26 protein-coding genes are annotated in these 24,066 nt (G+C 30.3%); 17 read left to right on the top strand and 9 right to left on the bottom strand.

Annotation, left to right across the window (positions count from 1 at the left end):
* Positions 1 to 5 precede the first annotated feature (5 nt).
* Genes L8U04_RS03455 through L8U04_RS03440 form a run of 4 tightly spaced genes read left to right on the top strand, consistent with a single transcriptional unit; the run spans position 6 to position 2,736 of the window.
* Positions 6 to 473, top strand: coding sequence for a DUF4149 domain-containing protein (locus tag L8U04_RS03455; protein WP_263662163.1), 468 nt, complete (start codon positions 6 to 8; stop codon positions 471 to 473).
* A gap of 33 nt (positions 474 to 506) precedes the next feature.
* Positions 507 to 1,256: a flagellin gene (locus L8U04_RS03450; protein WP_263709442.1), complete on the top strand. Its 750-nt coding sequence runs from the start codon at positions 507 to 509 to the stop codon at positions 1,254 to 1,256.
* A gap of 38 nt (positions 1,257 to 1,294) precedes the next feature.
* Positions 1,295 to 2,170 (top strand): tRNA 5-methoxyuridine(34)/uridine 5-oxyacetic acid(34) synthase CmoB, encoded by an 876-nt coding sequence (gene cmoB, locus L8U04_RS03445; RefSeq protein ID WP_263664740.1) that lies wholly within the window; start codon positions 1,295 to 1,297, stop codon positions 2,168 to 2,170.
* Between the two features lie 2 nt (positions 2,171 to 2,172).
* Positions 2,173 to 2,736, top strand: a complete 564-nt coding sequence (locus tag L8U04_RS03440) for a hypothetical protein (RefSeq protein ID WP_318529802.1) — start codon at positions 2,173 to 2,175, stop codon at positions 2,734 to 2,736.
* On the opposite strand, the gene L8U04_RS03435 is transcribed toward L8U04_RS03440, so the two are convergent.
* Together L8U04_RS03435 and L8U04_RS03430 are read right to left on the bottom strand one after the other, a co-directional pair.
* A complete protein-coding gene (locus L8U04_RS03435; RefSeq protein ID WP_263659349.1) occupies positions 2,716 to 2,901 on the bottom strand; it encodes a hypothetical protein in 186 nt (61 codons plus the stop codon). The two genes, L8U04_RS03440 and L8U04_RS03435, sit on opposite strands and share 21 nt — an antisense overlap.
* A gap of 8 nt (positions 2,902 to 2,909) precedes the next feature.
* The gene (locus tag L8U04_RS03430; RefSeq protein ID WP_263659348.1) at positions 2,910 to 3,434 is read right to left on the bottom strand and encodes a thermonuclease family protein; all 525 of its coding nucleotides are present in this window, start codon (positions 3,432 to 3,434) and stop codon (positions 2,910 to 2,912) included.
* A 53-nt stretch (positions 3,435 to 3,487) separates the two neighbouring features.
* Between L8U04_RS03430 and L8U04_RS03425 the strand changes: the two genes are divergently transcribed.
* Positions 3,488 to 4,756 (top strand): M20/M25/M40 family metallo-hydrolase, encoded by a 1,269-nt coding sequence (locus L8U04_RS03425; RefSeq protein WP_263709440.1) that lies wholly within the window; start codon positions 3,488 to 3,490, stop codon positions 4,754 to 4,756.
* 134 nt (positions 4,757 to 4,890) lie between these two features.
* Positions 4,891 to 6,285, top strand: a complete 1,395-nt coding sequence (locus L8U04_RS03420) for an anaerobic C4-dicarboxylate transporter (RefSeq protein WP_133319306.1) — start codon at positions 4,891 to 4,893, stop codon at positions 6,283 to 6,285.
* 33 nt (positions 6,286 to 6,318) lie between these two features.
* Here L8U04_RS03420 and L8U04_RS03415 read toward each other — a convergent pair whose 3' ends face one another.
* From L8U04_RS03415 to L8U04_RS03400, 4 genes are all read right to left on the bottom strand, one after another.
* A complete protein-coding gene (locus L8U04_RS03415) occupies positions 6,319 to 8,175 on the bottom strand; it encodes an aryl-sulfate sulfotransferase (RefSeq protein ID WP_263709439.1) in 1,857 nt (618 codons plus the stop codon).
* Positions 8,176 to 8,196: 21 nt separating this feature from the next.
* Positions 8,197 to 8,934 (bottom strand): protein-disulfide oxidoreductase DsbI, encoded by a 738-nt coding sequence (gene dsbI, locus L8U04_RS03410; protein ID WP_263709437.1) that lies wholly within the window; start codon positions 8,932 to 8,934, stop codon positions 8,197 to 8,199.
* 13 nt (positions 8,935 to 8,947) lie between these two features.
* Positions 8,948 to 9,610 (bottom strand): thiol:disulfide interchange protein DsbA/DsbL, encoded by a 663-nt coding sequence (locus L8U04_RS03405; RefSeq protein WP_263709436.1) that lies wholly within the window; start codon positions 9,608 to 9,610, stop codon positions 8,948 to 8,950.
* A 196-nt stretch (positions 9,611 to 9,806) separates the two neighbouring features.
* Entirely contained in the window at positions 9,807 to 10,457 is a 651-nt protein-coding gene (locus tag L8U04_RS03400; protein ID WP_133319309.1) for a thiol:disulfide interchange protein DsbA/DsbL, read from the bottom strand.
* Between the two features lie 169 nt (positions 10,458 to 10,626).
* Between L8U04_RS03400 and L8U04_RS03395 the strand changes: the two genes are divergently transcribed.
* The gene (locus tag L8U04_RS03395; RefSeq protein ID WP_087699453.1) at positions 10,627 to 11,007 is read left to right on the top strand and encodes a YbgC/FadM family acyl-CoA thioesterase; all 381 of its coding nucleotides are present in this window, start codon (positions 10,627 to 10,629) and stop codon (positions 11,005 to 11,007) included.
* Here L8U04_RS03395 and L8U04_RS03390 read toward each other — a convergent pair.
* The 3 genes from L8U04_RS03390 to L8U04_RS03380 are packed head-to-tail and all read right to left on the bottom strand — an operon-like array spanning position 10,985 to position 13,283.
* Positions 10,985 to 12,202, bottom strand: a complete 1,218-nt coding sequence (locus L8U04_RS03390) for a hypothetical protein (protein ID WP_263709435.1) — start codon at positions 12,200 to 12,202, stop codon at positions 10,985 to 10,987. The genes L8U04_RS03395 and L8U04_RS03390 overlap by 23 nt on opposite strands.
* Positions 12,199 to 12,810 (bottom strand): uracil-DNA glycosylase family protein, encoded by a 612-nt coding sequence (locus L8U04_RS03385; RefSeq protein ID WP_263709434.1) that lies wholly within the window; start codon positions 12,808 to 12,810, stop codon positions 12,199 to 12,201. The genes L8U04_RS03390 and L8U04_RS03385 overlap by 4 nt, the downstream gene beginning before the upstream one ends.
* A complete protein-coding gene (locus tag L8U04_RS03380) occupies positions 12,810 to 13,283 on the bottom strand; it encodes a GNAT family N-acetyltransferase (protein WP_263660624.1) in 474 nt (157 codons plus the stop codon). The genes L8U04_RS03385 and L8U04_RS03380 overlap by 1 nt, the downstream gene beginning before the upstream one ends.
* A gap of 142 nt (positions 13,284 to 13,425) precedes the next feature.
* On the opposite strand from L8U04_RS03380, the gene rpmH reads away from it, so the two are divergent.
* The 10 genes from rpmH to L8U04_RS03330 are packed head-to-tail and all read left to right on the top strand — an operon-like array spanning position 13,426 to position 24,053.
* Positions 13,426 to 13,560, top strand: a complete 135-nt coding sequence (gene rpmH, locus L8U04_RS03375; protein ID WP_012661270.1) for a 50S ribosomal protein L34 — start codon at positions 13,426 to 13,428, stop codon at positions 13,558 to 13,560.
* Positions 13,557 to 13,883, top strand: coding sequence for a ribonuclease P protein component (gene rnpA / locus L8U04_RS03370; RefSeq protein ID WP_082018444.1), 327 nt, complete (start codon positions 13,557 to 13,559; stop codon positions 13,881 to 13,883). Before rpmH ends, rnpA begins: the two co-directional genes overlap by 4 nt.
* The gene (yidD, locus tag L8U04_RS03365; RefSeq protein ID WP_039664776.1) at positions 13,871 to 14,254 is read left to right on the top strand and encodes a membrane protein insertion efficiency factor YidD; all 384 of its coding nucleotides are present in this window, start codon (positions 13,871 to 13,873) and stop codon (positions 14,252 to 14,254) included. The genes rnpA and yidD overlap by 13 nt, the downstream gene beginning before the upstream one ends.
* Entirely contained in the window at positions 14,218 to 15,798 is a 1,581-nt protein-coding gene (gene yidC / locus L8U04_RS03360; protein WP_263709433.1) for a membrane protein insertase YidC, read from the top strand. Before yidD ends, yidC begins: the two co-directional genes overlap by 37 nt.
* Entirely contained in the window at positions 15,782 to 16,627 is an 846-nt protein-coding gene (locus L8U04_RS03355) for a Jag N-terminal domain-containing protein (RefSeq protein WP_263709432.1), read from the top strand. Before yidC ends, L8U04_RS03355 begins: the two co-directional genes overlap by 17 nt.
* Positions 16,624 to 17,952 carry a tRNA uridine-5-carboxymethylaminomethyl(34) synthesis GTPase MnmE gene (gene mnmE / locus L8U04_RS03350; protein WP_263709431.1) on the top strand — a complete coding sequence of 443 codons (1,329 nt, stop codon included), beginning with the start codon at positions 16,624 to 16,626 and terminating at the stop codon, positions 17,950 to 17,952. The genes L8U04_RS03355 and mnmE overlap by 4 nt, the downstream gene beginning before the upstream one ends.
* 13 nt (positions 17,953 to 17,965) lie before the next feature.
* On the top strand, positions 17,966 to 20,143 hold the full coding sequence (gene purL / locus L8U04_RS03345; RefSeq protein WP_263709430.1) for a phosphoribosylformylglycinamidine synthase subunit PurL: 2,178 nt from the start codon (positions 17,966 to 17,968) through the stop codon (positions 20,141 to 20,143).
* Positions 20,144 to 20,145: 2 nt separating this feature from the next.
* Positions 20,146 to 20,913, top strand: a complete 768-nt coding sequence (locus tag L8U04_RS03340) for a DnaJ domain-containing protein (protein WP_133319317.1) — start codon at positions 20,146 to 20,148, stop codon at positions 20,911 to 20,913.
* Complete coding sequence (gene purH / locus L8U04_RS03335; RefSeq protein WP_263709429.1) at positions 20,913 to 22,445, top strand: bifunctional phosphoribosylaminoimidazolecarboxamide formyltransferase/IMP cyclohydrolase; 1,533 nt, start codon at positions 20,913 to 20,915, stop codon at positions 22,443 to 22,445. The genes L8U04_RS03340 and purH overlap by 1 nt, the downstream gene beginning before the upstream one ends.
* A gap of 15 nt (positions 22,446 to 22,460) precedes the next feature.
* On the top strand, positions 22,461 to 24,053 hold the full coding sequence (locus L8U04_RS03330; protein ID WP_263709427.1) for a methyl-accepting chemotaxis protein: 1,593 nt from the start codon (positions 22,461 to 22,463) through the stop codon (positions 24,051 to 24,053).
* The last annotated feature ends 13 nt before the right edge of the window (positions 24,054 to 24,066 follow it).

The following is a 24,066-nucleotide window of genomic DNA, read 5'->3' as shown; positions in this document are numbered from 1 at the left end:
AAAATATGAAATCAATATATTTATTTTTACTAGCAAGCTTAATTGGGATTGAAATTAGCATAGGTGTGTTTTTAGCTCCGACTATATTTTATCCTGCTAAATTCATAGGTGAAGGGGTTTTAACTCATTTTCAAAGTGGGCTTTTAATGACACACATTTTTGTGCAATTTGGCTATGTTTTGTTAGGTGTGAGTGTTTTTTCTATTTTAATAGAAATTTTTTCATTTAAAGACAAAAATTTAACTTTTAAAATAAATTTTTCAAAATTTATGCTTTCTTTGATCATTTTGGCACTAAGTTTGCTTTTTGTATTTTACTTCACTGCTTATGTTTTAGAAGCACAAAGTTTAGGAGAAGAAGCAACTAAAACTCAAGAATTTATAAAAATTCATGGTGCAAGTGAAGTTGTGATGAAAATTATCATGTTATCACAAGTAATTTTGTTTTTCTTAAATTTTAAAACAAAAAAATGATATAATAAAATAAGTCTTTAAAAGGAGTCAAAGATGAAAATAGGCGATATAGGAACAACTCAACAAAATCACTACTTAAATCAAGTTCAAAAAAGCCAAGAAAAAGCTTTAGAAAACATAGCCACAATCCGTGCTATGGATGGGAGCGATGGAGCAAATTTAGCCATAGCTGATTCTTTAAGAAGTCAATATAGCACTATAGATCAAGGTATTTTAAATGCCTATGATTCCATAGGAGTTTTACAAATTGCTGATTCAACTTTAAATAACATTTCAGCTACTGCAGACAAACTCAATGAACTTTCAGTGCGCTCAAACAATGCTGCTTTAAATGACAGACAAAAAAGTATGCTAAATTCTGAAGCAAGCAAACTTGTAACTTCAATCAATGATGCTTTTTCTAATGCGACTTTTAATGGAAAAAATGTATTTCAGAGTATGGATTTTGTTGTTGGTACTGGGGTTGAAAGTATTAATTTAAATCAACCAAGCACAGCAAATTTAAGCCTTGAAAATCAAGACGGAATTCGTGATTTTCAAGATCAAGTAGGTTCTTTACGCGCAGATATTGGTGCTGGAATTAACGCTATCCATTCTAATATCAACTCATCTTTGCAAACTAGTATTAATACTAAAGAAGCTGAAAGCAAATTACAAAATAATGACTTAGCTCAAAATATCAATGATTTTAATGCAAATTACCTAAAAGAAAATGCATTTTTATTTGCAAATGCACATTCAAATGTAATGCTACAAACTAAACTAGCAAGCCTACTTCAATAATAAAAACTCCCAAATAAGGGAGTTTTTCAAGGAAAAATATGCAAAATAATGCTTTATTTAAGCAAGTTTTAAAACATCCTTTATATGAAAAAATTCAAAAACTTAGTGGAAAAATTCAAAATTCAAATTACCTTATAAATGAAAGTTTTGATATTTTTTGTGATAAAAGTTTAGATGATGAGATCAAGAATATCACTTTAGAATTAAAACCTTGGCGTAAAGGACCTTTTAAAATTAATGATTTATTTATAGATACAGAATGGCAAAGTTTTATCAAATTTAATATTTTAAAGCCTTATATGCAAGAAATAAAAGGCAAAATAGTAGCAGATATTGGTTGCAACAATGGTTATTATATGTTTAAAATGCTTGAATTTAATCCTTCAAAGCTCATTGGTTTTGATCCTTCTATTAAGTATTATTTGCAATTTTTACTTTTAAACTCCATTGCAAAAACTCCTATACAATATGAGCTTTTAGGCGTAGCTGATGTACCAAATTATGGCATAAAATTTGATGTGATTTTTTGTCTTGGAGTGATTTATCATCGTAGTGATCCCATAGCCATGCTAAAACAACTCAAACAATCTTTAAATAAAGACGGCATAGTCTTTTTAGACACTATGTATATAGAAGATGAAAGAGAAATAGCACTTATTCCTCAAAAAACTTACTCAAAAATACCAAATATTTTTTTCATTCCGTCGATATTAGGTTTAAGAAATTGGTGTTATAGAGCTGGATTTAGTGAATTTGAAGTTATAACAACTAAACAAACTGATTTTGAAGAACAAAGAAAAACACAATGGATTGATTCTTATTCTTTAGATCAATTTTTAGATAAAAATGATTCAAATTTAACTTGCGAAGGTTATGAAGCACCAAAAAGAGTTTATGTTAAATTAAAGGTGTAAAAATGGCAAGAACAGTAAGTGCTGTTACTATAGAAGAATTAATAGACCCAGAAGAGTTAAATCGTATCAAATCAGAACTTATCACTTGTCCAGGGATAAACAATACTTTAGCAGGAAGTATTTCTCATATAGAAAAAAATTTCGCCAAAGGTATTTTAATCACAACCCATGATATGGCAGTAGATGAACTAGGATTAGTGCATAGTGGCTTTGTATTTAATGCAGCAAATTACATAGCACAAGCTGCAATTAATAAAGAATTTAGCGTCTTAATAGGCTCAAGAAGCTTTTTTTATGCTCCTTTAAAAGTGGGAGATATTTTAAATCTTGAAGCGAGTGCTTTATTTAGCGATGACTCAAGAAAAAGAGAGGTTAAAGTAGCTGGTTTTGTAAATGAGATTAAAATTTTTGACGCATCTTTTCAAGTTATTACTACAGATGATCATATATTTAAACTTAAACAAAATCAAGCCGCTGCAAATAATAATCAAAATCAGCAAGAAACAACTAAACAAGAATCAATGCAAGAAGAACTTAATGCAGTCTTAAAAGGAATCGGGGGTTAAAGGTAAATCCACCCAATTCTTTGGACATTCTTTATGATAAGTCCCGCTTGCATCATAATATTCTTTACAATCATCATAAAAGCGATTTGAAACCCCTCTTTCATTTACAAAACAACCGCTAAAAAATAATGCTAAAAATCCAAACAATAATATTTTTTTAAACATCTTATATCCTATTTTAATCTTATTTGTTTACGCCATTTATAAGGCTCTATAGGATTTTCACTTTCCCATAATCCTTTTTTATTTATCTTGGCATAATTTTGCTCATTTATATACAAATCACTATAATGCTCATATGCCCAAGCAAAACCATTTTTAACCATAACTTGATTAATATCTTTATCATTTAAATATACAATGGCTAAAATTCTACCATATTTATCCTCATCTTTTACATTCAAAACTACTTCTTTGTTTAATACAATAGCTTTTAGAAATTGCGTAGCCATCTTTCCATAAGCTTGATCACTCTCAGGTGCATCTATACCAAAAAGTCTGATTTTAAGTTTTTCATTTTCGAATTTAGCCTCAATAGTATCTCCATCTACTACACGACTTACTTTAGCATTGATATATGAACCACTATCATAGTTTAAAACATAAGCAAAAGCAACTAAAAAAAATGCGATTAAAAATTTCTTCGGATCTTTTAATAAGTTTATAAATAATTTAATTTGTTTCCTAGAAAATTTCATTTAAACCTCATCTATATAAAAATATGCCATAATTACAATAAAAAGGAGAATTTATGCAAGAAATTATACAAAATTTTAAACAAATTGCTCAAATACCTCATTGTAGTTTCAAAACCGAAGAATTGAAAAATTTTCTCATTGATTTTGCTAAAAGTCAAAATTGCCAAGTAAGCGTTGATGAAGCAGGTAATATCCACGCACACAAAGGAAATCCTAAAATTTGTTTACAAAGTCATTATGATATGGTTTGCATGGGAGAAGCTCCAAATATACAAATATATGAAGAAAACGGATATTTAAAGGCTAAAAATTCAAGCTTAGGTGCAGATAATGGCATAGGAGTATCACTAATGATGCAAGCTTTAAAAGATTTTGAAAATATAGAATGTCTTTTTACTAATGATGAAGAAGTTGGACTTTGTGGAGCAAACAATCTCACCCATACTTTGATCTCAAACAAGCTTTTAAATTTAGACCACGAAAGCGATGATGAAGTTGTTATAGGTTGTACTGGCGGGGTAGATATTTTTGCTAGTTTAAACTTAGAAATAGATGAAAAAGAAGAAGATTGTTATGAGATAGAAGCAATTGGTTTTAAAGGTGGGCACTCGGGAATCGATATTGTTAAAAATATTAAATCTTCTATTAAAGAAGTGAGCTATTTTATCACTCAAAATCAAGGAGAACTTTGCGAATTTAAAGCAGGTGAAAGAATAAATTCTATACCAAAACATGCTAAAGTTATAGCATTTTTTAAAAATCCTCCAAAAGAAAATGATCATTTTAAAGTAAATTATATAGGTAAAATCAAAAGAATATATTATAAAAATTCTCAAGTTATTTTAAATCTCATTAATGCTTTTGCACAAGGAGTTAGAACTTTTAATCATCAATTAAAATTAGTTCAAACAAGTATCAATCTTTCACTAGCTTATGAAAAAGATAACAAATTTCATTTTGAGCTTTTTGCAAGATCTAATGATTTACAAGAACTTAAAAACATAGAATTTGAAACCTTAACTTATTTTAAGATGCAAAACTGCGAAGTTTCAAGTGCAAATTTTTATCCACCGTGGGCTAATAAAGATACTAAATTTGGAGAAGAAATTCTAAGTTATTTTAAAAAAGAAAACCCAAATGCCAAGCTTTACACTATACATGCTGGTTTAGAATGTGGTATTATAAGTGAAAAACAACCTTTAGAATGTTGCTCAATAGGACCAAATATCCATAGCCCTCACTCAACAGATGAAAAATGTGAAATAGCTTCTATTGAAAAAATCAGTAAAATTCTTTATGCAATCTTAAAATATTATCAATAAATATAAAATAACCAATATTTCGATAAATAAATTCAAAATATTGGTAAATATTTATTTAAATAATAAAAAATTTTATTTACTATTAATAAAACTTGGATTATACTCTCACATATTTCAAAAAATAAGGAGAGAGTATGGAAATACTAACTAGCCTTAGCGAAGGTGTTCAATTTAGTATTCAACTAATTGTTGTTCTTATTTGTCTTTTTTATGGGGCAAAAAAAGGCGGTATCGCTCTAGGCTTATTAGGCGGTATAGGTTTATTAGTTTTAAGTTTTGGTTTTGCTGTAGCACCTGGAAAACCTTCTATTGATGTTATGCTTACCATTTTAGCTGTTGTTGTTGCTAGTGCAACTTTGCAAGCTAGTGGTGGTTTGGATGTAATGTTGCAAATTGCAGAAAAAGTTCTAAGAAAAAATCCTAAATTCTTAACTATTTTAGCGCCATTTGTAACTTGCATTCTTACCATGCTTTGTGGAACTGGGCATGTTGTCTATACTATGATGCCTATTATTTATGATATTGCTATTAAAAATGGTATTCGCCCAGAAAGACCAATGGCTGCTTCTAGTATTTCTTCACAACTTGGTATTATCGCAAGTCCTGTTTCAGTTGCAGTTGTAAGCTTAACAGCTCTACTTTTAAATCCAGAAATTAATAAACATCCTTTAGCAGGATTTGATGGCTATGTAGATTTACTTGCTATTACTATACCTTCTACCTTAGTAGGTGTTTTGGCTATAGGAATTTTTTCTTGGTTTAGGGGAAAAGATCTTGATAAAGATGAGGATTTTCAAGCTAAGATTAAAAATCCAGAACAAAGAGAATATATCTATGGCGATAGTAAAACTCTTCTTGGACAAAAACTTCCAACTATCCAATGGGTAGCTATGTGGATTTTCCTAGGTGCTATTGCTATAGTAGCTATACTTGGAGCTTTTCCAGAGCTTAGACCGCAATTTACCTCAAAAGGCGTTACCAAGCCTATGAATATGGTAGCAACTATTCAAATGTTTATGCTTTTAGCAGGTGCAGCGCTAATCATTTTTACCAAACTTGATGCAAGCAAAATTGCAAAAAATGAAATTTTTAAATCTGGTATGATAGCCTTAGTAGCTGTTTTTGGAATTTCTTGGATGGCAGATACAATGTTTGCAGTGCATACTCCTATGATGAAAGAATCTTTAGGTAATATCGTTATAGAACATCCTTGGACTTATGCTATTATGCTTTTACTTATTTCTAAATTTGTTAATTCTCAAGCAGCAGCAATTGCAGCTTTTGTGCCACTTGCACTAGGAATTGGTGTTGAACCAGGTATTATCATTGCTTTTGCAGCAGCTTGCTATGGATACTACATTTTACCAACTTATCCAAGCGATCTTGCAACTATACAATTTGATAGATCAGGTACTACAAAAATAGGTAAATTTGTTATCAATCATAGCTTTATCTTACCAGGATTAATTGGTGTGATTGTTTCTTGTATAGTAGGTTATTTTTTAGCTTTAGGTGCAGGATATTTATAAAAATTAAAAGGGCTTTAAAAAAGCCCTTTTTTCTTATTTAAATGCTTTTTCTAAATCAATAGGCATAGCTTGATAACCAGTACTTGCTCCGCTAAAGCGAATTTGTACTGAAGGTTCTTTAGCTCCCCATTTAAATTCATCTATTTCAGGTTTTGGCTCACCTACAGCAGCACCCTTGCTTAAGTCAAATGACATTCCAGCAGTAGCACTATAAACCATGATGGAATTTTTATCTTTATGGTATTCTGCTAAAGAAGTGACAGGTGAAAACCATTCATTGCCTCTTTGCTTTCCATACTCCCAAATTTGTTCTACGGTTTTATTTTTTTGATCTATTTTATACACAACTGCTCTTGAGTATTTCATTGAAGCAAAAGCAGGTTGCTCTATACCTCTTGCATCGCCATTATCAAAAGCTGTGATATAAATATATCTTTTGTCAGATTTTTCATCTATTCTAAAAGCAGTATGCTGTGTCCATGTAAAATCAAAACCACCTTCTTCGTTTTCATATCCTGGACATTTACTATACTCATCTTCACAAACTATCTTTTTGCCATTTTTATCAACAGGTTGTAAAAGTGTTTTTTTGTATTTTTCTCCCCAGCCTTTGTGTGCTCCTAGTATCCATTTTACTTTTTTATCGCGTCCTATTTTTATAATAGCACTTTGATGACGACTTGAAATAATAATACTATCATCACTTGGATCATAATCTACGCTATTTACATGAGCCCAGTTACGCCCTACTCCAGTACCTGCTATATCACCAAAAGAATCACTTGCATCCATTTTAGCTAAATCCTCATCACTTAAAGTAACCCCTGCTTTACTCGCATCAATATTTAAACAAACAGCACCTTGATCTAATGCTTTGATTACATTTGCTCTATATGGATCTAAAATTTCAAACAATCTCCACTCATCTACTACATTACCATTTTTATCAACTTCTACTATCACATCGCGCACTGAACGCACATTTTTACCATCAGGACGCTTAACATTGGCAGAAGCCACCCTTAAAAGATAATTTCCATTTTGCATATTATCCATAGAATGAGAAAAATCTATATAAGAAGAAGGTAAAAGACGATTGAAAATTTCTCTACCCATTAAATCATATTTAACATATCTTTGTCCAAAACCCCAAGTTAAAGCCCCATCAGTATTTTGCCTAAATCCCATCATAATACCACGGTTGTAAATATTATTCCAATCCATTAATTTATCATTGTCAAAATACCAACGAATTTCACCTTTTGTATCAATGATAAATGCATTTGAATTCTCATCCCATTCCATTGCACCACCTGCTGGGTTATTCCAAACAGATTGAGAGCCTTTTCCACTTTGTTTCCCTGGAGCATTATTAACCAAATACAACCTATCTTCAAAACCTTTATCTACTTTAATCACTTCTACTTTTTCAAAAGGCACACCTCTTTGCATAATACTTCCACTTGGCTCTATATTAACTCCACCAGTTGCTATTTTATATACCTCATCTACTACTTTTTCACTCTTTCCAAAAGCAGTTTTGGTATAACTTACTTTTACTGTATTAAAATATGATGGATAAAGTCCAAAAACAGGAATTCCTCCATAAGTTTTAATTTTACTAGGGCTAACCTTATAAGATATAGTTTGCCCATTTGGTTTTGGAACTATAGTTACGCTTACATCACTTAGTTTATATCCACCATCCATAATTACAGCACTAAGCGGAGATAAACCATAAGGATTCATCTTTACTGCGCCAATTTTGCCTTGAATTTCCCAATCAATTTTAGCACCACTAGGTCCACCCATAGCCAAAGAAACACTAGGTGCTACCATAACAACACTACCAGCAAGCAAAATACTACTTACAATTTTACTAATCTTCATTTTTTCTCCTTTTTTATATTATTAAGCTATTTGCACACTTGGCTCACCTAAAATTTTTAGCAAAACTACTAATATTAAAACAATCAAAGCATAAAATTTAGCCTTAGAATGTGAAAATGTATAAGAAACAAACATGCTTCCTAAAATCACCAAACAAACAACAAAAGCCAACAAACAACAAATCGCCATATTCATAAATTCCATACTAGGAATCAAATACCAACCATTACTATACAACCCATCTTCAAAATTTGGAGGATTTCCAACAAAAAATTTCTGAAAAGCATTTAAACTACCATAAACATCTTCAGGCACTATAGGTGTATCCATACCACACTCACCTGTTGGTAAAAACCATCCTGGTGCCCATTCATGCAATGGTAAATTAAAAGGATATATAGGAATTTCTCTACACCCATCAACACCAGCAAAAGGATTTTCTGAATGCACTACCTCATGGATATGATTAAGAGTAACACAATACTCTATACCAAGCCATATACCCCAAAATACAAAAGTATATGCAAAAATTTTCAAATAATCATTTTTAGGATCTATCAAGGCTAAAATACCACCAAAAGCCATAGTTAACATAGCAAATCTTATATAAACACACTGCTCACAAGGCTCCATATAAAGGTATTCTTGAAACAAAAAGTGCGCTATAAAAGTTAAGCCTATCATAGCTATAACCATTATCAACCAAGGAACTCTTGTATTTTGCCAAGTAGTGATTTTACTAATAGGACAAGAACTCATAAAATACCTCAAATCACATCTTGCTTAATTCTTCTGTTATTTCCATCAAAGCTTGTGGAGATGTGATAGCTTGTGGTATGATTTGGTATTTACCATTTACTACAAATGCAGGCGTACCATAGTTTTTAGAGATATCATTAGCATATTCATAAGATTTTAAAATTTCACTAGCTTCAGGAGTTTTTAAAAAGTTATCTAAATCTTCTTTGCTTGCTGAAATTGCTTTTAATCCTACTTCATAAAACGCTTCAGGATTGGCTCCATTTCCCCATCTTTGTTTTTTCTTAAAATAAGCATTAAAATATGCTTCAGAAGCTTTATGAGTTAAACTATTTTTATCGCTTTGACTTACTTTATTTTGCTCATCTTTAAAAGCAGCAAAAGCAAAAATTTCATTAGCTTGCTTACCATAATCACCCATAGAGCTAACAGGATAAAATTTATAAGTTAATTGTGGTAATTTTTCTTTGACTTTTGACATGGTATTAAACTTATGATGATCATAACAATGTGTGCAACGATAAGAAAATACTTCTATTAAAGAATTTTGAGCATTTAGGATAGGTGTTTTTAAAACCACATACTCTTTACCCTCACTAAGTGCATTTGCACTCACACCAAGAACAAAAGCAGCTGCCGCCATTGCTTTTGACAAATTATTTAAGTTGAATTTCATTTTATTTCTCCTATTTGTATTTTATATATAATAAATATTTGCAATTTATTATAAACATGCTAAAGTTATATTAATATAACTTAAATATTAATTAAACAATAAGAAAAAATTTCAAAATGAAAATATAATTATTAAAAAAATAAAAAATAATAATACTTTATCACAAAAATTACAAAAAGCAATGCTTAAAAAAGCATTACTTGGTAGAAAGTTCTTTAACTATACGGATTAGTTCTTCTAAAGAAGTGATATACTCAGGATTGATTTGATATTTGCCATTTACTACAAAAGCAGGCGTGCCATAATTTCTTGAAATTTCATTAGCTACATCATAAGCAACTAAAAGCTCTTTGGCTTCTTTAGTTTGTAAAAATTTTTGCAATTCTTCTTTACTAGCACCAATGGCATTTAAACCTATTTTATAAAACAAATCAAGATTATTTAAATTTAATTTTTTTTCAAAATGACTTACAAAATACACATCAGCAAGCTTATAAGTAAGACTTTTTTCACTAGTAACATCTAAACCTAAAGCTTTTTCTTTAAAAGAAGCTAAAGCAAACATCTCATTTAAAGCACCACCGTACTCGAGCATAGAACTTACCGAGAAAAGATCATATTTTAAATTTGGTAAAGCTTGTTTAACTTTTGCTAGAGTGTGAAATTGATGATGATTATAGCAATGAATACAACGATAAGAAAATACCTCTATTAGAGAATTTTGTGCATTTGGGATAGGTGTTTTTAAAGTAATATACTCTTTACCCTCACTAAGTGCATTTGCACTCACACTAAAAACAAAAGCCATAATAGCTAGCAATTTAAACATTTTTTGCAAAACTTGCATGATTTTCCTTTTTTCAATGATATAAAATACAATTTTAACATAAGATATAAAATCAAGAATGTTTTATGCTTTTCTTATGACATTTTAAGTAGAATTTCAACAAATTTATCAATAAAAAAAGTTGATTGTAAGCGATATTTTCCGATCAATATAAAATAAAAGGTCTAAAATGCAAATACGAATTTATTACGAAGATACCGATGCAGGTGGAGTGGTATACCATAGCAACTACTTAAAATTTTGCGAAAGAGCAAGAAGTGAGATATTTTTTCAAAAAAATGCAAAAATTTTTGATAAAAATACAGGACATTTCCTACTTACTAAAGCAAATTGTAACTTTTTAAAACCCGCTAAACTTGGAGATCTTATAGAAGTAAAAACATTTATCACAAAGCTTAAAAAAGCCTCAGTTTGTATAAAACAAGAGATTTATAAAGAAAATACCAAGCTTTTTGAGGCTGAATTTACCCTAGCCTTTTTAAAAAATGAAAAAGTAGCCCCTATAGATGAGACTATAACTAAGGTTTTTACTGATCTTGCAAAGGAGTAAAACCTAAGCCTTGCGAGCGAATGATTTTAACCTTATAGTCAAATTGATTATCATTTAAACCCTCATCAAAAATTCTTTGAGAATCTTTATCTAAAAACTGCGTATAAAAATAATCAAGGCCCACGCTAGTTGCATAAGCTATCCAGTTGTAATTAATATTTTGCGAAAAAAGCTCATTAAGATAGCTTAGAGTTTGATCCTCATTAGAAATGGAATTTGCTAGCAAAAGTTTTTTTCTATCATTAATTTGCGTTAAACTTAGCAAAATAGGATTATAATTAATCTGAGTTGATAATAACACAAAAGGCTCTATATCATAAGTTCTTATTTGTGAGCTTATGAGTGCTGTTTTAATCAAAGAAGTATTTAAAATAATACTAGAATCTTGAAAACTTCTATTTTGATTTAAAATACTTCTAAAATCAAATTTAGAACTATTAATAGTATAAATTTTCTCACTACCATTCCCTATGTTTAAAACGTTTTCATCTAAGCGATTTGCCAAAGGTGTTCCATCTGAAAAAATAATATTTTTACCATTGGAGTATTCCAAAAGTTTTTGGATTTGTTTTTGATAGTCTATACTTCCAAAATACACATTTTCATTTTGCGTATCAAAATTTCTTTTATGTGCAGTAGGAATAAAAACTTTTACATTAGAATCAAGGCTTTCTTTTAATAAATTTTTCACACCTTTATCTGTAAAACCTGCGATAATATAATTAAATTTCTCATCTTGAGCTTGTTTAAAAGCTTTAGTTATCTTGCTCTCATCTTCTGTGCCTATTAAAAACACCTTTACTTTTATTTGCGCTCTTTGCCTTAATAAATACGCTATGCTTGAATTTATAATAGTATTAGAATAACTTTTAATCGTTTGCTCAGGTATAATAATAGCTAGTTTTATGCTAGCATTTTTTTGAATTCTTTTTTCAAAATCTATAATAGAATTTAAAAGTTTGGTATAGATATTAACTAAAAGCTCATTTGCATTATCATTATTAAATCTTGATAAAAAATTAAAATAAAGTCCTGTTTCTAACAAAGTAAATAAGCAATCATTATCACAATTTTGAAATTCTAAATTAGGATAAAAAGACTCACTAGGTTCTATGGGCGATGGTTTTTGCTCTTTCGCAAAGACATTTAAAGTTAAAACAAAACTCATCATCAAACAAACTAAACTTTTTCTCATAAATAACCTTTTATTTTTTTAATATCTTCTATAAATTCAGCATAAAAGCTAGGATTTTTACTCAAAAAATTCAAATCATAGCTTGGCAAAAATAAGGCATTATTATAATACATACATTGTCCTTTATATTTTTGAAAATTCTCAAAACCCAAACTTGCAAAAGCTTCTTGGCCAAGACATAAAATAATCTTTGCTTTTATAAAATCAAGCTCATTATAAAAATACGGCAAGCATAATTTTAATGCTTGATCGTCTATTTTAAAATTACTAAAACATTTAAACATATAAGAAAAATATATCTCATCATCTTTTAAATTTAAAAGCTCCTTGCATAATTTCAAAAGTTCTTGTTTATTTTTAGAAGCAAAAAACTTTCCACTTTCATTCTCTTCCTTGTCAATAAAGGCCTGATAAATCAAAATTTTAGCATTTTTGGCTTCTTTTTCCATTAAACTATGCTTTCTTAGTCTAGAAAAATGACAAAGATTGCAGGTTTTTATCCTTTCGTTTAATTCTTTAAAACTTAAATTAAAATGCCTAATTTGTTTTTGCTCGTTAAAATATTCATAACCAAAAGCTTTTAAATAATACAAATTACGCTTATTCATTACATCAATGCTTCTAAATTTTCACCCTCTAAACGATAAGTTCTCCACTCATTCATATGCTTTGCATTTAATTTAGTATAAAACTCGATCCCTAAATCATTATCGTTCAAACATACCCATTCTAATCTTTTAAGATTTTTTTCTTTACAAATTTGTGCTAAATATTTAAAAACAGCTTTTGCATAGCCTTTTTTTCTATGTTTTGCTTGTATATAAATATCTTCTAGATATAACCCACCTAAACCCCAAAAAGACGAAAAAGTAAAATAATACATTGCATAACCTATGATTTTACCATCAACTTTTAGACTTAAAGCCTTAGCATATTTATTTTCAAAAAAAGATTCTTCAAGTTCTTTAGTTGTGCATTTTACATCTTCAAGCATATTTTCATGGATAGCAAGCTCTTTAATTAATTCTAAAATTTTTTCTAAATCTTCTTTTTTACTCTCACAAATTTCAAAACTCATGATTTTTCCTTTAAAATACATAAAAATAAAACAAAAATTTAGCAAAAACTTTTAAAATAACTCTTAATTAAAAGCAGATTTAAGTAAGATTTTGATAAAATACACGCTTATTATTTTGTTTTTTATTTTAAGTTAAGGAAAGAATATGAAAAGAACATATCAACCACACAAAACTCCTAAAAAAAGAACTCATGGCTTCCGCGTGCGTATGAAAAGCAAAAATGGTCGTAAGGTGATCAATGCTAGACGCGCTAAAGGTAGAAAAAGATTAGCGGTATAAAAGATTTTCTAAGTATTAACGACTTAGGAGAGTTCGCAACAATTTATAAAGAAGGTAAAAAGTGGCACTGTGAAGGTGTAATCATCTTTTATACTTTAAGTAAAGAAAAAAAATTTGCTGTTGTTGCTAGTAAAAAAGTTGGAAAAGCTGTCGTTAGAAATAGAGCCAAAAGGCTCTTAAGATCAGCTTTTTTTCAGGTTAAAAATCAAGTCGAAAACGGGAAATACATACTTGTAGCTAAGACAAGTATTACTGAAATTCCTTTTTTAAAATTAGAAAAAAACTTGAAATGGGGTTTGAAAAAAATAGGATGTATAAAATAGCTTGTTTAAAACTTATTAGATTTTACCAGCTCTTTATCAGCCCTTTTAAGCCACAATGCTGCAGGTATTATCCAAGTTGTTCTGAATATGCCTTATGGCAATTTAAAAAAAATAATATTTTTAAAGCATTTGGTGCAGTTTTTTTAAGAATTTTAAAATGCAATCCGTTTTTTAAAGGTGGTATTGATTATCCTAAAATACGCAAGAATACTCTAAACTCAGGTGTATGTTTTAAACCTAGTTTTAATGCTTTAAAACAACTCAATTATTTTTATATCCCTTGCAATGATAATCAATTTTTTTTAATTAAGATTATATTTCCAAAGGACAATCCGTGTCAGAAAATTTATCCCAGCAAAAACGCATATTAATTGCCGTTGTATTATCATTTTTATTTTTTGTAGTTTATGATTATTTTTTTATCCCAAAAGCATCACAAAATGAGCAAAATATCACTCATATAGAACAAAACAATTCAGCCCCACAAAGCACTACAAACACAAACACCCAGGCTCCAAAAACAGAACTTAGTGTTAATCAAAAAGAAGAAATAGCAGTTGTTAAAAGTGAGCATTTTGAAGCACATATTGACTCTTTAGGTAGAATAGCTAAATTTTATCTAAGTGATGAAAAATACAAAGATGAAAATGGTAAAAGTATTAATCTAGTAGATACTTCTTTATCGCCTTTACCACTAGAAGTAAGATTTAGCGATGCAAAAATCAATCAAGAAGCTTTTAATACTTCATATACCACAAGTCAAAAAACTATCAATGTAAGCGATGAAAACACAACCTTAATCCTTACTCAAAATCTAAACGGTTTAGTAGTAACTAAAAAAATCACTTTCCATAAATATGGAAACTATGATTTAGAGGTTAACCTAAGCAAAGACGCAGCTTATTTTATCACCCCAGGTTATCGTCCAAATATAGCAGTTGATAGCTATACAGTGCATGGAGTTTTAATCTTAGATAAAGATGATAAAATCACAATGTTAGAAGATGGCGATGTAGAAAATGATGAAAGTTTTTCTAATGTAACCCTTATGGCAGCTTCAGATCGCTATTATAGTGCTTTCTTTTATAATTTTGAAAAACCACTTAATGCTGTAGTTACTAAAGATAATCACGAAAACTCTATCGTTTTTGCAAGTGCGACAAATACTTTTAAAGCAAGCGGTTATGTTGGCTCAAAAGAGCATGAAATTTTAAGAAGCATTCATGCGGATTTAGATGATGTTGTGGAATATGGTTGGTTTACTTTTATAGCTAAGCCTATGTTTGAATTTTTAAATTTCTTACATGGCTACATGGGCAACTGGGGTTGGGCTATTGTAGTGATGACTTTAATCGTGCGTATTATTCTTTTCCCACTTACTTATAAATCAATGATTTCTATGAATAAGCTCAAAGATTTAGCACCTAAAATGAAAGAAATCAGAGAGCGTTATAAAGGTGATCCGCAAAAAATGAATTTACATATGATGGAACTTTATAAAAAACATGGTGCAAACCCAATGAGCGGATGTTTACCTATACTCATTCAAATTCCAATTTTCTTTGCAATTTATAGAGTTTTACTAAATGCCATAGAACTTAAAGCTGCACCTTGGGCTTTTTGGATTACAGATTTATCTGTGATGGATCCATGGTTTATTTTACCTATATTTATGGGTCTAACTATGTTTATCCAGCAACTTATTACACCAATGGCTATACAAGATCCTATGCAAGAAAAGATTATGAAATTCTTACCATTAATTTTCACTTTCTTTTTCTTAACATTCCCAGCAGGTTTAACTTTGTATTGGTGTGTAAATAATATATGCTCACTTATCCAACAAGTAATTGTTAATAAGCTTTTCAAAAACCACAAAAAAGAGGAAATAGCTAAACATGAACATAGAAGCTAAAGACTTACAAACTGCACTCATAGAAGCTTCAAAACAACTTGAGTGCTCTGTGATTGACTTAGAATACGAAGTTATTCAACATGCTAAAGCAGGATTTTTTGGCCTTTTTAAAAAAAATGCGATAATCTGTATTAAAGGACATAAAAAAACTCAAAAAGTCCATAATGAAAAATCTAAAAAAAATCAAAATGAGAAATTTAACAAATATTCTCAAAAAAATTTTGAAAAAAATGAATATAAAAAAGAATATAAAGAAAATTTTCAAAAACCAATTGAAGATATTGCTCAACCTAAAGAACATTACAAAGTAAAAAATGATGCTATTTTTGATTCTTTCCATAAGGAGTCTTCAGAAGAAAAAAACATTGTTTCTTATATAGATGAGATAAAAATTTCACTAGAAAATTTACTAGCAACTTTTGATTTTGATATTAAAGTTGTGCAAGTTAGTGTTTGGGATGAAACCTGTGTTTTAATTAAACTTGATGGAGAAGATGCAGCCTTACTTATAGGCAAAGAAGCTCACAGATATAAAGCTTTTTCATATTTACTTTATAATTGGCTTAATGCTAAATATAAAATTCAACCAAGACTAGAAATAGCGCAATTTTTGGAAAACCAAACCCAAGCTATTGATAGTTATTTAAAAATTCTCATAGAAAAAGTAGAGAACACTGGAAGAGTTCAAACAAAACCACTAGATGGAATTTGGCTAAAACTTGCTTTAGAAAAATTAAGAGAACGCTTTCCTGATAAGTATGTAGCTATCAAACAAAATGACGATCAAAGATATATCGTTGTGAATGATTTTTTGAAGAAAAATGAATGAATGACACGATAGCTGCTATTGCTACAGCTCACGGAGTGGGCTCTATAAGTATTATTAGAGTAAGTGGAAAAAAAGCTTTAGAACTTGCATTAAAAATTACCCACAAAAAAGAACTCACACCACGCTATGCGCACTTATGCAAACTTTATAAAAACAATAGTGACTTTTTAGACGAGGCCTTAGTAATTTATTTTAAAACACCCTACTCTTTTACAGGAGAAGATATTGTGGAATTTCAACTTCATGGCGGTTTTTCTTTGAGTGAAATTTTACTCGATGAGCTTGTTTTAGCAGGCGCGCGCCTTGCCAATCCTGGAGAATTTAGCAAAAGAGCTTGCTTAAATGGCAAAATGGATCTTTTAAAAGCTTTAAGCATACAAGATGCTATCATGTCAAAATCAACAAGTGCTGCAAATATCATAGCAAAAAATATTAAAGGTGATTTAAGTAAATTTTTAAACACCATTCGAATAGACCTTGTTCAAACTCTTGCTTTTGTAGAAACTAGCATTGACTATGCAGATGATGATTTACCGCAAGATCTACTTGATCAAATCATTGCTATGTGTGAAAAAAATTCAAAACTTTTAAGCGATATAGTAGATATTTCCTTAAGTAAAAAAGGTCTTATAAATGGCTTTAAAGTTGCTATTATCGGCAAGCCAAATGCCGGAAAAAGTTCATTGTTAAATTCGCTTTTAGCATTTGATAGAGCTATTGTATCTAATATTGCAGGCACCACAAGAGATCGTATCGAGGAAAGTTTAAAAATAGGCTCACATTTAATTAAAATCATCGACACAGCAGGCATAAGAAACGCAGATGATGAGATAGAAAAAATCGGAGTCAACTTAAGTTATGAAAGCATTAAAGAAGCAGATATTATTATAGCTGTTTTTGACGGATCTAAAGAATTTGAAGAAGAAGATAAACATATTTTACAAGCTTTAAAAGATTGTGATAAAAAAATCATTTATGTTTTAAATAAAAGCGATTTGGCTACCAAATTTAAACATGAAATTAGCACTTCTTGTATACGCATTTGCGCCCAAGAAAACGCCCAAGCCATTAAAGAAAGTTTAAATGAATACTTAAATACTTTAGATGGCGATGGAATGCTAATTAGCAATACTTTAATACTCAATGCTTGTAAAAATGCTAGTGAAGCTATTTTGCGTGCAAGGGATTTATTAAAGGAAAGTTCTTTAGAACTTTTTGCTTTTGAATTAAATTTAGCCATAGGAGAAATAGCTCAATTTACCAAAAATTTTGAAAGAGATGAAATTTTAGATGCAATGTTTAGTAATTTTTGTTTAGGAAAATAAAAAGGAGATAATTATGGATAAAGAAGTTATAAAACAACACAAAATTAGCGATGAGGAATATCAAGAAATTTTAAATATACTAGGTAGAGAACCTAATTTATTAGAACTTGGAGTGATTTCTGCAATGTGGAGTGAACATTGCTCATATAAATCAAGTAAAAAATACCTTAATGGCTTTCCAACTAAAGCTCCTTGGGTAATCCAAGGTCCTGGTGAAAATGCTGGAGTAATAGATATAGGCAAAGGAATGGCTGCTGTATTTAAAGTAGAAAGTCATAATCACCCAAGTTTTATAGAGCCATTTGCAGGTGCAGCTACTGGTGTGGGTGGAATTTTACGCGATGTTTTTACCATGGGTGCTAGAGTTGTTGCAGGTATGAATTCTTTAAAATTTGGTAATATCCATGATGAAAAAATAGGCAAACATCAAAAATATTTAGTTAAGGGTGTAGTAAGTGGAATTTCACACTATGGTAATTGTATGGGTGTTCCTACTATAGGTGGAGAATGTGCTTTTGATGAGTGCTTTAATGGAAATATCTTAGTTAATGCTTTTGCACTTGGAACTTGCAAAATCGAAGATATTTTTTATGCAAAGGCTGAAGGTATAGGAAATCCTGTAATTTATGTAGGCTCAAAAACTGGTCGTGATGGACTTGGTGGAGCTGTAATGGCAAGCGATAGTTTTAATGAATCTAGCAAAAGCTTAAGACCAACTGTTCAAATTGGTGATCCATTTGCTGAAAAATTATTAATGGAAGCTTGTTTGGAACTTTTCAAAACTGATTATATAGTTGGAATTCAAGATATGGGTGCAGCAGGACTTACTTCAAGCTCTTTTGAAATGGCAGGACGCAGTGGTAGCGGGATGAAACTTTACCTTGATAAAACTCCTATGAGAGAAGAAGGTATGACTCCTTATGAGTTAATGCTAAGTGAATCTCAAGAAAGAATGCTAATTTGTGCTAAAAAAGGCTATGAAGAAAAAGTTATTGAGATTTTTAATAAGTGGGGGCTTGATGCAGCCATTATAGGCGAAGTTACAGATACTGGCAAAATGGAATTATTTTGGCATGATGAATTAGTTGGTCTAATCCCTATTGAACCACTAAGCGAAAAAGCACCTATACTTGATAGACCTGTGGCTAAGCCAAAATACTTAGATGAAATAAAAAACTATCAATTTAAACTTAGCATTCCCACTCAAGAAGCCTTTGAAAAACTTCTTGCAAATGAAAATATCAGCAATAAAGCTTATATTTATGAGCAGTTTGACTCAAGCGTACAAACTAACACTTTAAAAAGCGATGGGGCTTTAGGTGCAAATAGTATTAGAATTAAAGAAAATAATTGCTTGCTTTCTATGGCCATTGAGTGCAACTCAAGATTAAACTATGTAAATCCAAAAATCGGTGCAGCAGCAGCCGTTGTAAGTGCAGGAAGAAAAATAGCATGCTCGGGAGCTAGACCTTTGGCAATTAGTGATTGTTTAAACTATGGCAACCCACAAAACCCTGAAGTAATGTGGCAATTTGCTCAAGGCTGCGAAGGTATTAAACTAGCTTGTAAAGAACTCAATACCCCTGTGGTAAGCGGAAATGTTTCTTTATATAATGAAACCGATGGAGTAAGTATTTTTCCAAGTCCAACCATAGCTTGCGTTGGTATTCACGAAAAAGCAGAAAATGTTTTAAAATCATACTTTAGTAAAGAAACGCAAGCTATTTATTTAATAGGAAAAAGCAAAGGTAGTTTTGGTGGATCTTTGATTGCTAAAGTACTAGATCAAAAAGTCGCAGGAGAGCTTGAAGATATAGATTTTAAAGCAGAATTAAAACTATGGGATTTCTTACTAAAAGCAAACGAAGCAAAGTTACTTGATTGTGCTAATAGCATAGGCATAGGTGGTCTTGCTATGACTTTAGCCAAAATGAGCGCAAAGGCGAATTTGGGTGTAAATGTAAAAACAAATTTTAAAAACAGAAGTTTTATTTTTGAAGAAAGTCCAACTAGAGTTGTAATTGGTGTTAAAAATGAAGAAAATTTTATTGAATTTGCAAACAAAATGAAAATTAATTTTGCAAAACTTGGAATTTTAAATGAAAAAGATTTCGTTTTAGATGATATTAAGATATCTTTAGTAAAACTACAAAAAATTTATTTTGATAAATTTAAAGAATATTTAGGATAGAAATGCTTTTTGTTTTATTAGTATTAGCAATTCTTGCATTTTATTGGTATTATAAAACTTGGGGTAAAGATGATCTTTTAGGCTCTTTCAAAAAAGGAGCTAAAAGCTTCTCTCAAGGCTTTAAACAAGGCTATCATGAAGAAAGGATTGATGGCTTTAAAAGGAGATTAAACTATTATGTTATAGCGCTTTTAGCAAAAATAGCAAAAAGTGATGGTAGAGTTAGCGAGAATGAAGCAAACATGATCTCACAAATTCTTGATTATAATGCTAAAGATAAAAAAGAAAGAGATTTTTTAAAACAATGTTTTAATGAACATAAAAACACTTTAAATGATACTTTTGATATAGCCAAAGAGTTTATCAAAGAAGTGCCTTTACCACAACAAGAAAGAATTAATATTTTAAATGTCTTAGTAGCAATGGCTTTGATTGATGGAGAACTTAACAATACCAAAAAAGATGTCTTAAGAGCTATCATTAGAGCTTTTGAACTTGATGTAAATATACTTGAAAAACTTTTAAACTCTATGCAAACACAAAATACAGGTATGAATTTACAAAAGGCTTGTGAAATTTTAGGCTTAAATGAAAATGCAAACTTGCAAGAGCTTAAAAAACGCTATAGAGAACTTGCCAAAAAATACCACCCTGATATTTTAAACGCAAACAATAGCGATGAAGAAAAAATCAAAGAAGGTGTTAAAAAATTTCAAGAAATTAATGAATCATATGAATTTTTAAAACAATATATAGAAAGGAAAAATTAATGAAAGCACTAATTAGTGTGAGCGATAAAGAAGGTGTTGTAGAATTTGCTAGCGAACTTACTAAATTAGGTTATGAGCTTTTATCCACCGGAGGTACTTATAAGCTTTTAAAAGAAAATAATTTACAAGTACAAGAAGTTAGTGAATTTACTCAAAGCCCTGAAATGTTTGAAGGGCGTGTTAAAACATTGCACCCAAAAATTCATGGTGGAATTTTATACAAAAGAGAAAATGAAGATCATCAAAAACAAGCCAAAGATTACAACATCGAAAGCATAGACTTACTTTGTGTGAATTTATATCCTTTCAAAAAAACTACAATTTTGACCCAAGATTTTGATGAGATTGTAGAAAATATCGACATTGGTGGTCCTGCTATGATACGCAGTGGTGCAAAAAACTTTAAAAATGTCATTGTCGTTTGTGATATTTTAGACTATGATAAAATCATACAAGCTTTAAAAGATAATACCTTAGATCTTGATTTTAGAAGAGCATTGATGATCAAAGCTTATGAGCATACAGCAAATTATGATGCTTACATAGCAAACTATATGAATGAGCGTTTTAATGGTGGCTTTGGTGCAAGTAAATTTATCGTAGGTCAAAAAGTGTTTGACACAAGATATGGAGAAAACCCTCATCAAAAAGGTGCTTTATATGAATTTGATGACTTTTTCACACACAATTTTACAACCTTAAAAGGTGAAGCAAGTTTTAACAATCTAACCGATATTAACGCGGCTTTAAATTTAGCAAGTGCTTTTGATAAAGCTCCGGCAGTAGCCATTGTAAAACATGCAAATGCTTGCGGATTTGCCATAAAAGAAAACTTACTCCAAAGCTATATCCATGCTCTTAAATGCGATACCTTAAGTGCTTATGGTGGGGTTGTTGCTATCAATGGAACTTTAGATAAAGAATTAGCGCAAAAAATCAATGAAATTTATATAGAAGTAATCATTGCAGCAAATGTAGATGATGATGCTTTGGAAGTTTTTAAAGATAAAAAGCGTATTAAAATCTTTACACAAAAAGCGCCATTTTTAACTAGAGCTTATGATAAATATGATTTTAAGCACATAGATGGTGGTTTTGTATATCAAGATAGTGATGAAGTTAAAGAAGATGAATTAAAAAATGCGGTTTTAAAAAGCGAAAGAAAAGCTAATGAACAAGAATTAAAAGATCTTGAAATAGCTATGAAAATTGCTGCATTTACCAAGTCAAACAATGTAGTTTATGTAAAGAATGGAGCTATGATAGCCATTGGTATGGGTATGACAAGTCGTATCGATGCAGCTAAAGCAGCTATTAATAAAGCCAAGGAAATGGGGCTTGATCTAAATGGTTGTGTTTTAGCAAGCGAAGCTTTCTTTCCATTTAGAGATAGTATAGATGAGGCTAGCAAAATAGGAGTAAAAGCCATCGTTGAGCCGGGTGGAAGCATAAGAGATGAGGATATCATCCAAGCTGCTAATGAGTATGGTATCGCATTATACTTTAGCGGCATAAGACACTTTTTACACTAATAAAAGGAGTTTTAAATGTTTAAAAGCATAGGTGCAAAAATATCTTTAGCAATGATTTCTACATTGCTAATTAGTTTTATTATCATGCAGATTATCTTACAAAAAGATTCTCAACAAACTACAGATAGAATCAGCCGTGCACATTTAGATACTTTAAGCACTTCTGTTTTTCAAACATTAAGAATGGCAATGAATTTAGGCGATCCTGCTATTATAGAACAAGCTATAAAAGATGCTGGTGAAATAGAAGGTATAAAAGATATTAAAATTTATCCTTCAAAAAGCACAGTTGAGCTCTTTGAAATACAACATTTTACAAAAAGTGATGAGAGTATTATCAACGAGCAATTTAACAAGCCAGAAATTAAAGCTGTTGAAATCAATAACGAACAAGGACATTATCTAAGACTTATACGCCCACTTATCGCCAATAAAGGTTGTCTTGCTTGTCATGCTAATGCTAAAGAAGGTGATGTTTTGGGTGTTATGGATATGTACAATGATTTAAAACATGTAGATGATGATTTGGCAAGTTCAGCTAGAACTTATATTATAATCTTTAGCGTTGCTTTGCTTTTTACCGTTTTTGCTGTACTTTATATTTTAAAAATAGTTGTAGGTAATCCTGTTTTAGATCTTTTAAAACACGCTAAAGAACTAGCTAGCGGCGATGGAGATTTACGCGCAAGAATTAATATAAAAAGCACCGATGAAATAGGTAAAGCTTGCACCTACATCAACCAATTTATTGAAAAAATTCAAAATACAGTGGTTTCTACCAATAAAAACTCTCAAATGGTAGATAAACAATCTAAACTTTTAAATGCTAATGCACTTGATCTAGCAAATAGAACTAAAGAAGGTCATACAAAAACTGATGAATCTTATCATTTAAGTGAGCAAATTCATACAGAATTACAAGATCTTGCTGAACTTTCAAATAACGCAAATAAAGCCAATACAAAATCTTTTGAAGTTTTAAACACCATGCTTGACTCATTAAATCAAGTAGTAGATAAGGTAAAAGTTGTAGCTGAAAATGAAGATATATTATCTCAAAAAGTAGAAGTTATGGAAAAACAAGCAGAAGAGATTAAAAAAGCTTCTGACATGATGGGAGAAATTGCTGATAAAACCAATCTATTATCTTTAAATGCAGGTATTGAAGCTGCGCGTGCTGGAGAATTTGGTCGCGGCTTTTCAGTTATTGCTGAAGATGTAAGAAATCTTGCTCAAAATTCAGAAGAATTTTTAAAAAATATTGCCATCGTAACCAAACAATTAGTAGATAGTATCAATGAAGTTTCTAAAGAGTTAAAACACAATGCTAACGAAATTAACTCTTTAAATCAAGATGCAAAAGAACTTGTAGAAGGAACCAATGAAGTAAAAGTTTGCAATGAAAATGCAAGAGATTTAGCAAATGCTTGCATGCAAAAAATTTCAAGCACACAAGAAACTTTGCAATCTTTGCTTGATAAAATGCAAGAAACGGTAAAATTAAGTGATAAAAATGAAGAAATTTCAAAAATTTTATTAGATGTTGCTCATGAGTTAAATATAGTTTGTCAAAATTTAGAGGATGAATTAAAACATTTTCATGTATAAATCAAAGGAGTAT

This window comes from Campylobacter sp. IFREMER_LSEM_CL908, from assembly GCF_025771545.1.
GTDB lineage: Bacteria > Campylobacterota > Campylobacteria > Campylobacterales > Campylobacteraceae > Campylobacter_D > Campylobacter_D lari_D.
Note: the sequence above shows the minus strand (reverse complement) of the source record. Positions and strands in the feature narration are given on the sequence as shown.

Bases quoted from the DNA above. Each gene is read 5' to 3' on its own strand.
- cmoB (WP_263664740.1), top strand. From the start codon at position 1,295: ATGCAAAATAATGCTTTATTTAAGCAAGTTTTAAAACATCCTTTATAT.
- L8U04_RS03340 (WP_133319317.1), top strand. From the start codon at position 20,146: ATGCTTTTTGTTTTATTAGTATTAGCAATTCTTGCATTTTATTGGTAT.
- rpmH (WP_012661270.1), top strand. From the start codon at position 13,426: ATGAAAAGAACATATCAACCACACAAAACTCCTAAAAAAAGAACTCAT.
- L8U04_RS03355 (WP_263709432.1), top strand. From the start codon at position 15,782: ATGAACATAGAAGCTAAAGACTTACAAACTGCACTCATAGAAGCTTCA.
- yidD (WP_039664776.1), top strand. From the start codon at position 13,871: ATGTATAAAATAGCTTGTTTAAAACTTATTAGATTTTACCAGCTCTTT.
- L8U04_RS03425 (WP_263709440.1), top strand. From the start codon at position 3,488: ATGCAAGAAATTATACAAAATTTTAAACAAATTGCTCAAATACCTCAT.
- L8U04_RS03440 (WP_318529802.1), top strand. From the start codon at position 2,173: ATGGCAAGAACAGTAAGTGCTGTTACTATAGAAGAATTAATAGACCCA.
- L8U04_RS03450 (WP_263709442.1), top strand. From the start codon at position 507: ATGAAAATAGGCGATATAGGAACAACTCAACAAAATCACTACTTAAAT.
- L8U04_RS03420 (WP_133319306.1), top strand. From the start codon at position 4,891: ATGGAAATACTAACTAGCCTTAGCGAAGGTGTTCAATTTAGTATTCAA.
- dsbI (WP_263709437.1), bottom strand. From the start codon at position 8,934: ATGAGTTCTTGTCCTATTAGTAAAATCACTACTTGGCAAAATACAAGA.
- L8U04_RS03415 (WP_263709439.1), bottom strand. From the start codon at position 8,175: ATGAAGATTAGTAAAATTGTAAGTAGTATTTTGCTTGCTGGTAGTGTT.
- mnmE (WP_263709431.1), top strand. From the start codon at position 16,624: ATGAATGACACGATAGCTGCTATTGCTACAGCTCACGGAGTGGGCTCT.
- purL (WP_263709430.1), top strand. From the start codon at position 17,966: ATGGATAAAGAAGTTATAAAACAACACAAAATTAGCGATGAGGAATAT.
- L8U04_RS03395 (WP_087699453.1), top strand. From the start codon at position 10,627: ATGCAAATACGAATTTATTACGAAGATACCGATGCAGGTGGAGTGGTA.
- L8U04_RS03400 (WP_133319309.1), bottom strand. From the start codon at position 10,457: ATGCAAGTTTTGCAAAAAATGTTTAAATTGCTAGCTATTATGGCTTTT.
- L8U04_RS03435 (WP_263659349.1), bottom strand. From the start codon at position 2,901: ATGTTTAAAAAAATATTATTGTTTGGATTTTTAGCATTATTTTTTAGC.
- L8U04_RS03330 (WP_263709427.1), top strand. From the start codon at position 22,461: ATGTTTAAAAGCATAGGTGCAAAAATATCTTTAGCAATGATTTCTACA.
- purH (WP_263709429.1), top strand. From the start codon at position 20,913: ATGAAAGCACTAATTAGTGTGAGCGATAAAGAAGGTGTTGTAGAATTT.
- L8U04_RS03390 (WP_263709435.1), bottom strand. From the start codon at position 12,202: ATGAGAAAAAGTTTAGTTTGTTTGATGATGAGTTTTGTTTTAACTTTA.
- L8U04_RS03385 (WP_263709434.1), bottom strand. From the start codon at position 12,810: ATGAATAAGCGTAATTTGTATTATTTAAAAGCTTTTGGTTATGAATAT.
- L8U04_RS03430 (WP_263659348.1), bottom strand. From the start codon at position 3,434: ATGAAATTTTCTAGGAAACAAATTAAATTATTTATAAACTTATTAAAA.
- L8U04_RS03405 (WP_263709436.1), bottom strand. From the start codon at position 9,610: ATGAAATTCAACTTAAATAATTTGTCAAAAGCAATGGCGGCAGCTGCT.
- L8U04_RS03455 (WP_263662163.1), top strand. From the start codon at position 6: ATGAAATCAATATATTTATTTTTACTAGCAAGCTTAATTGGGATTGAA.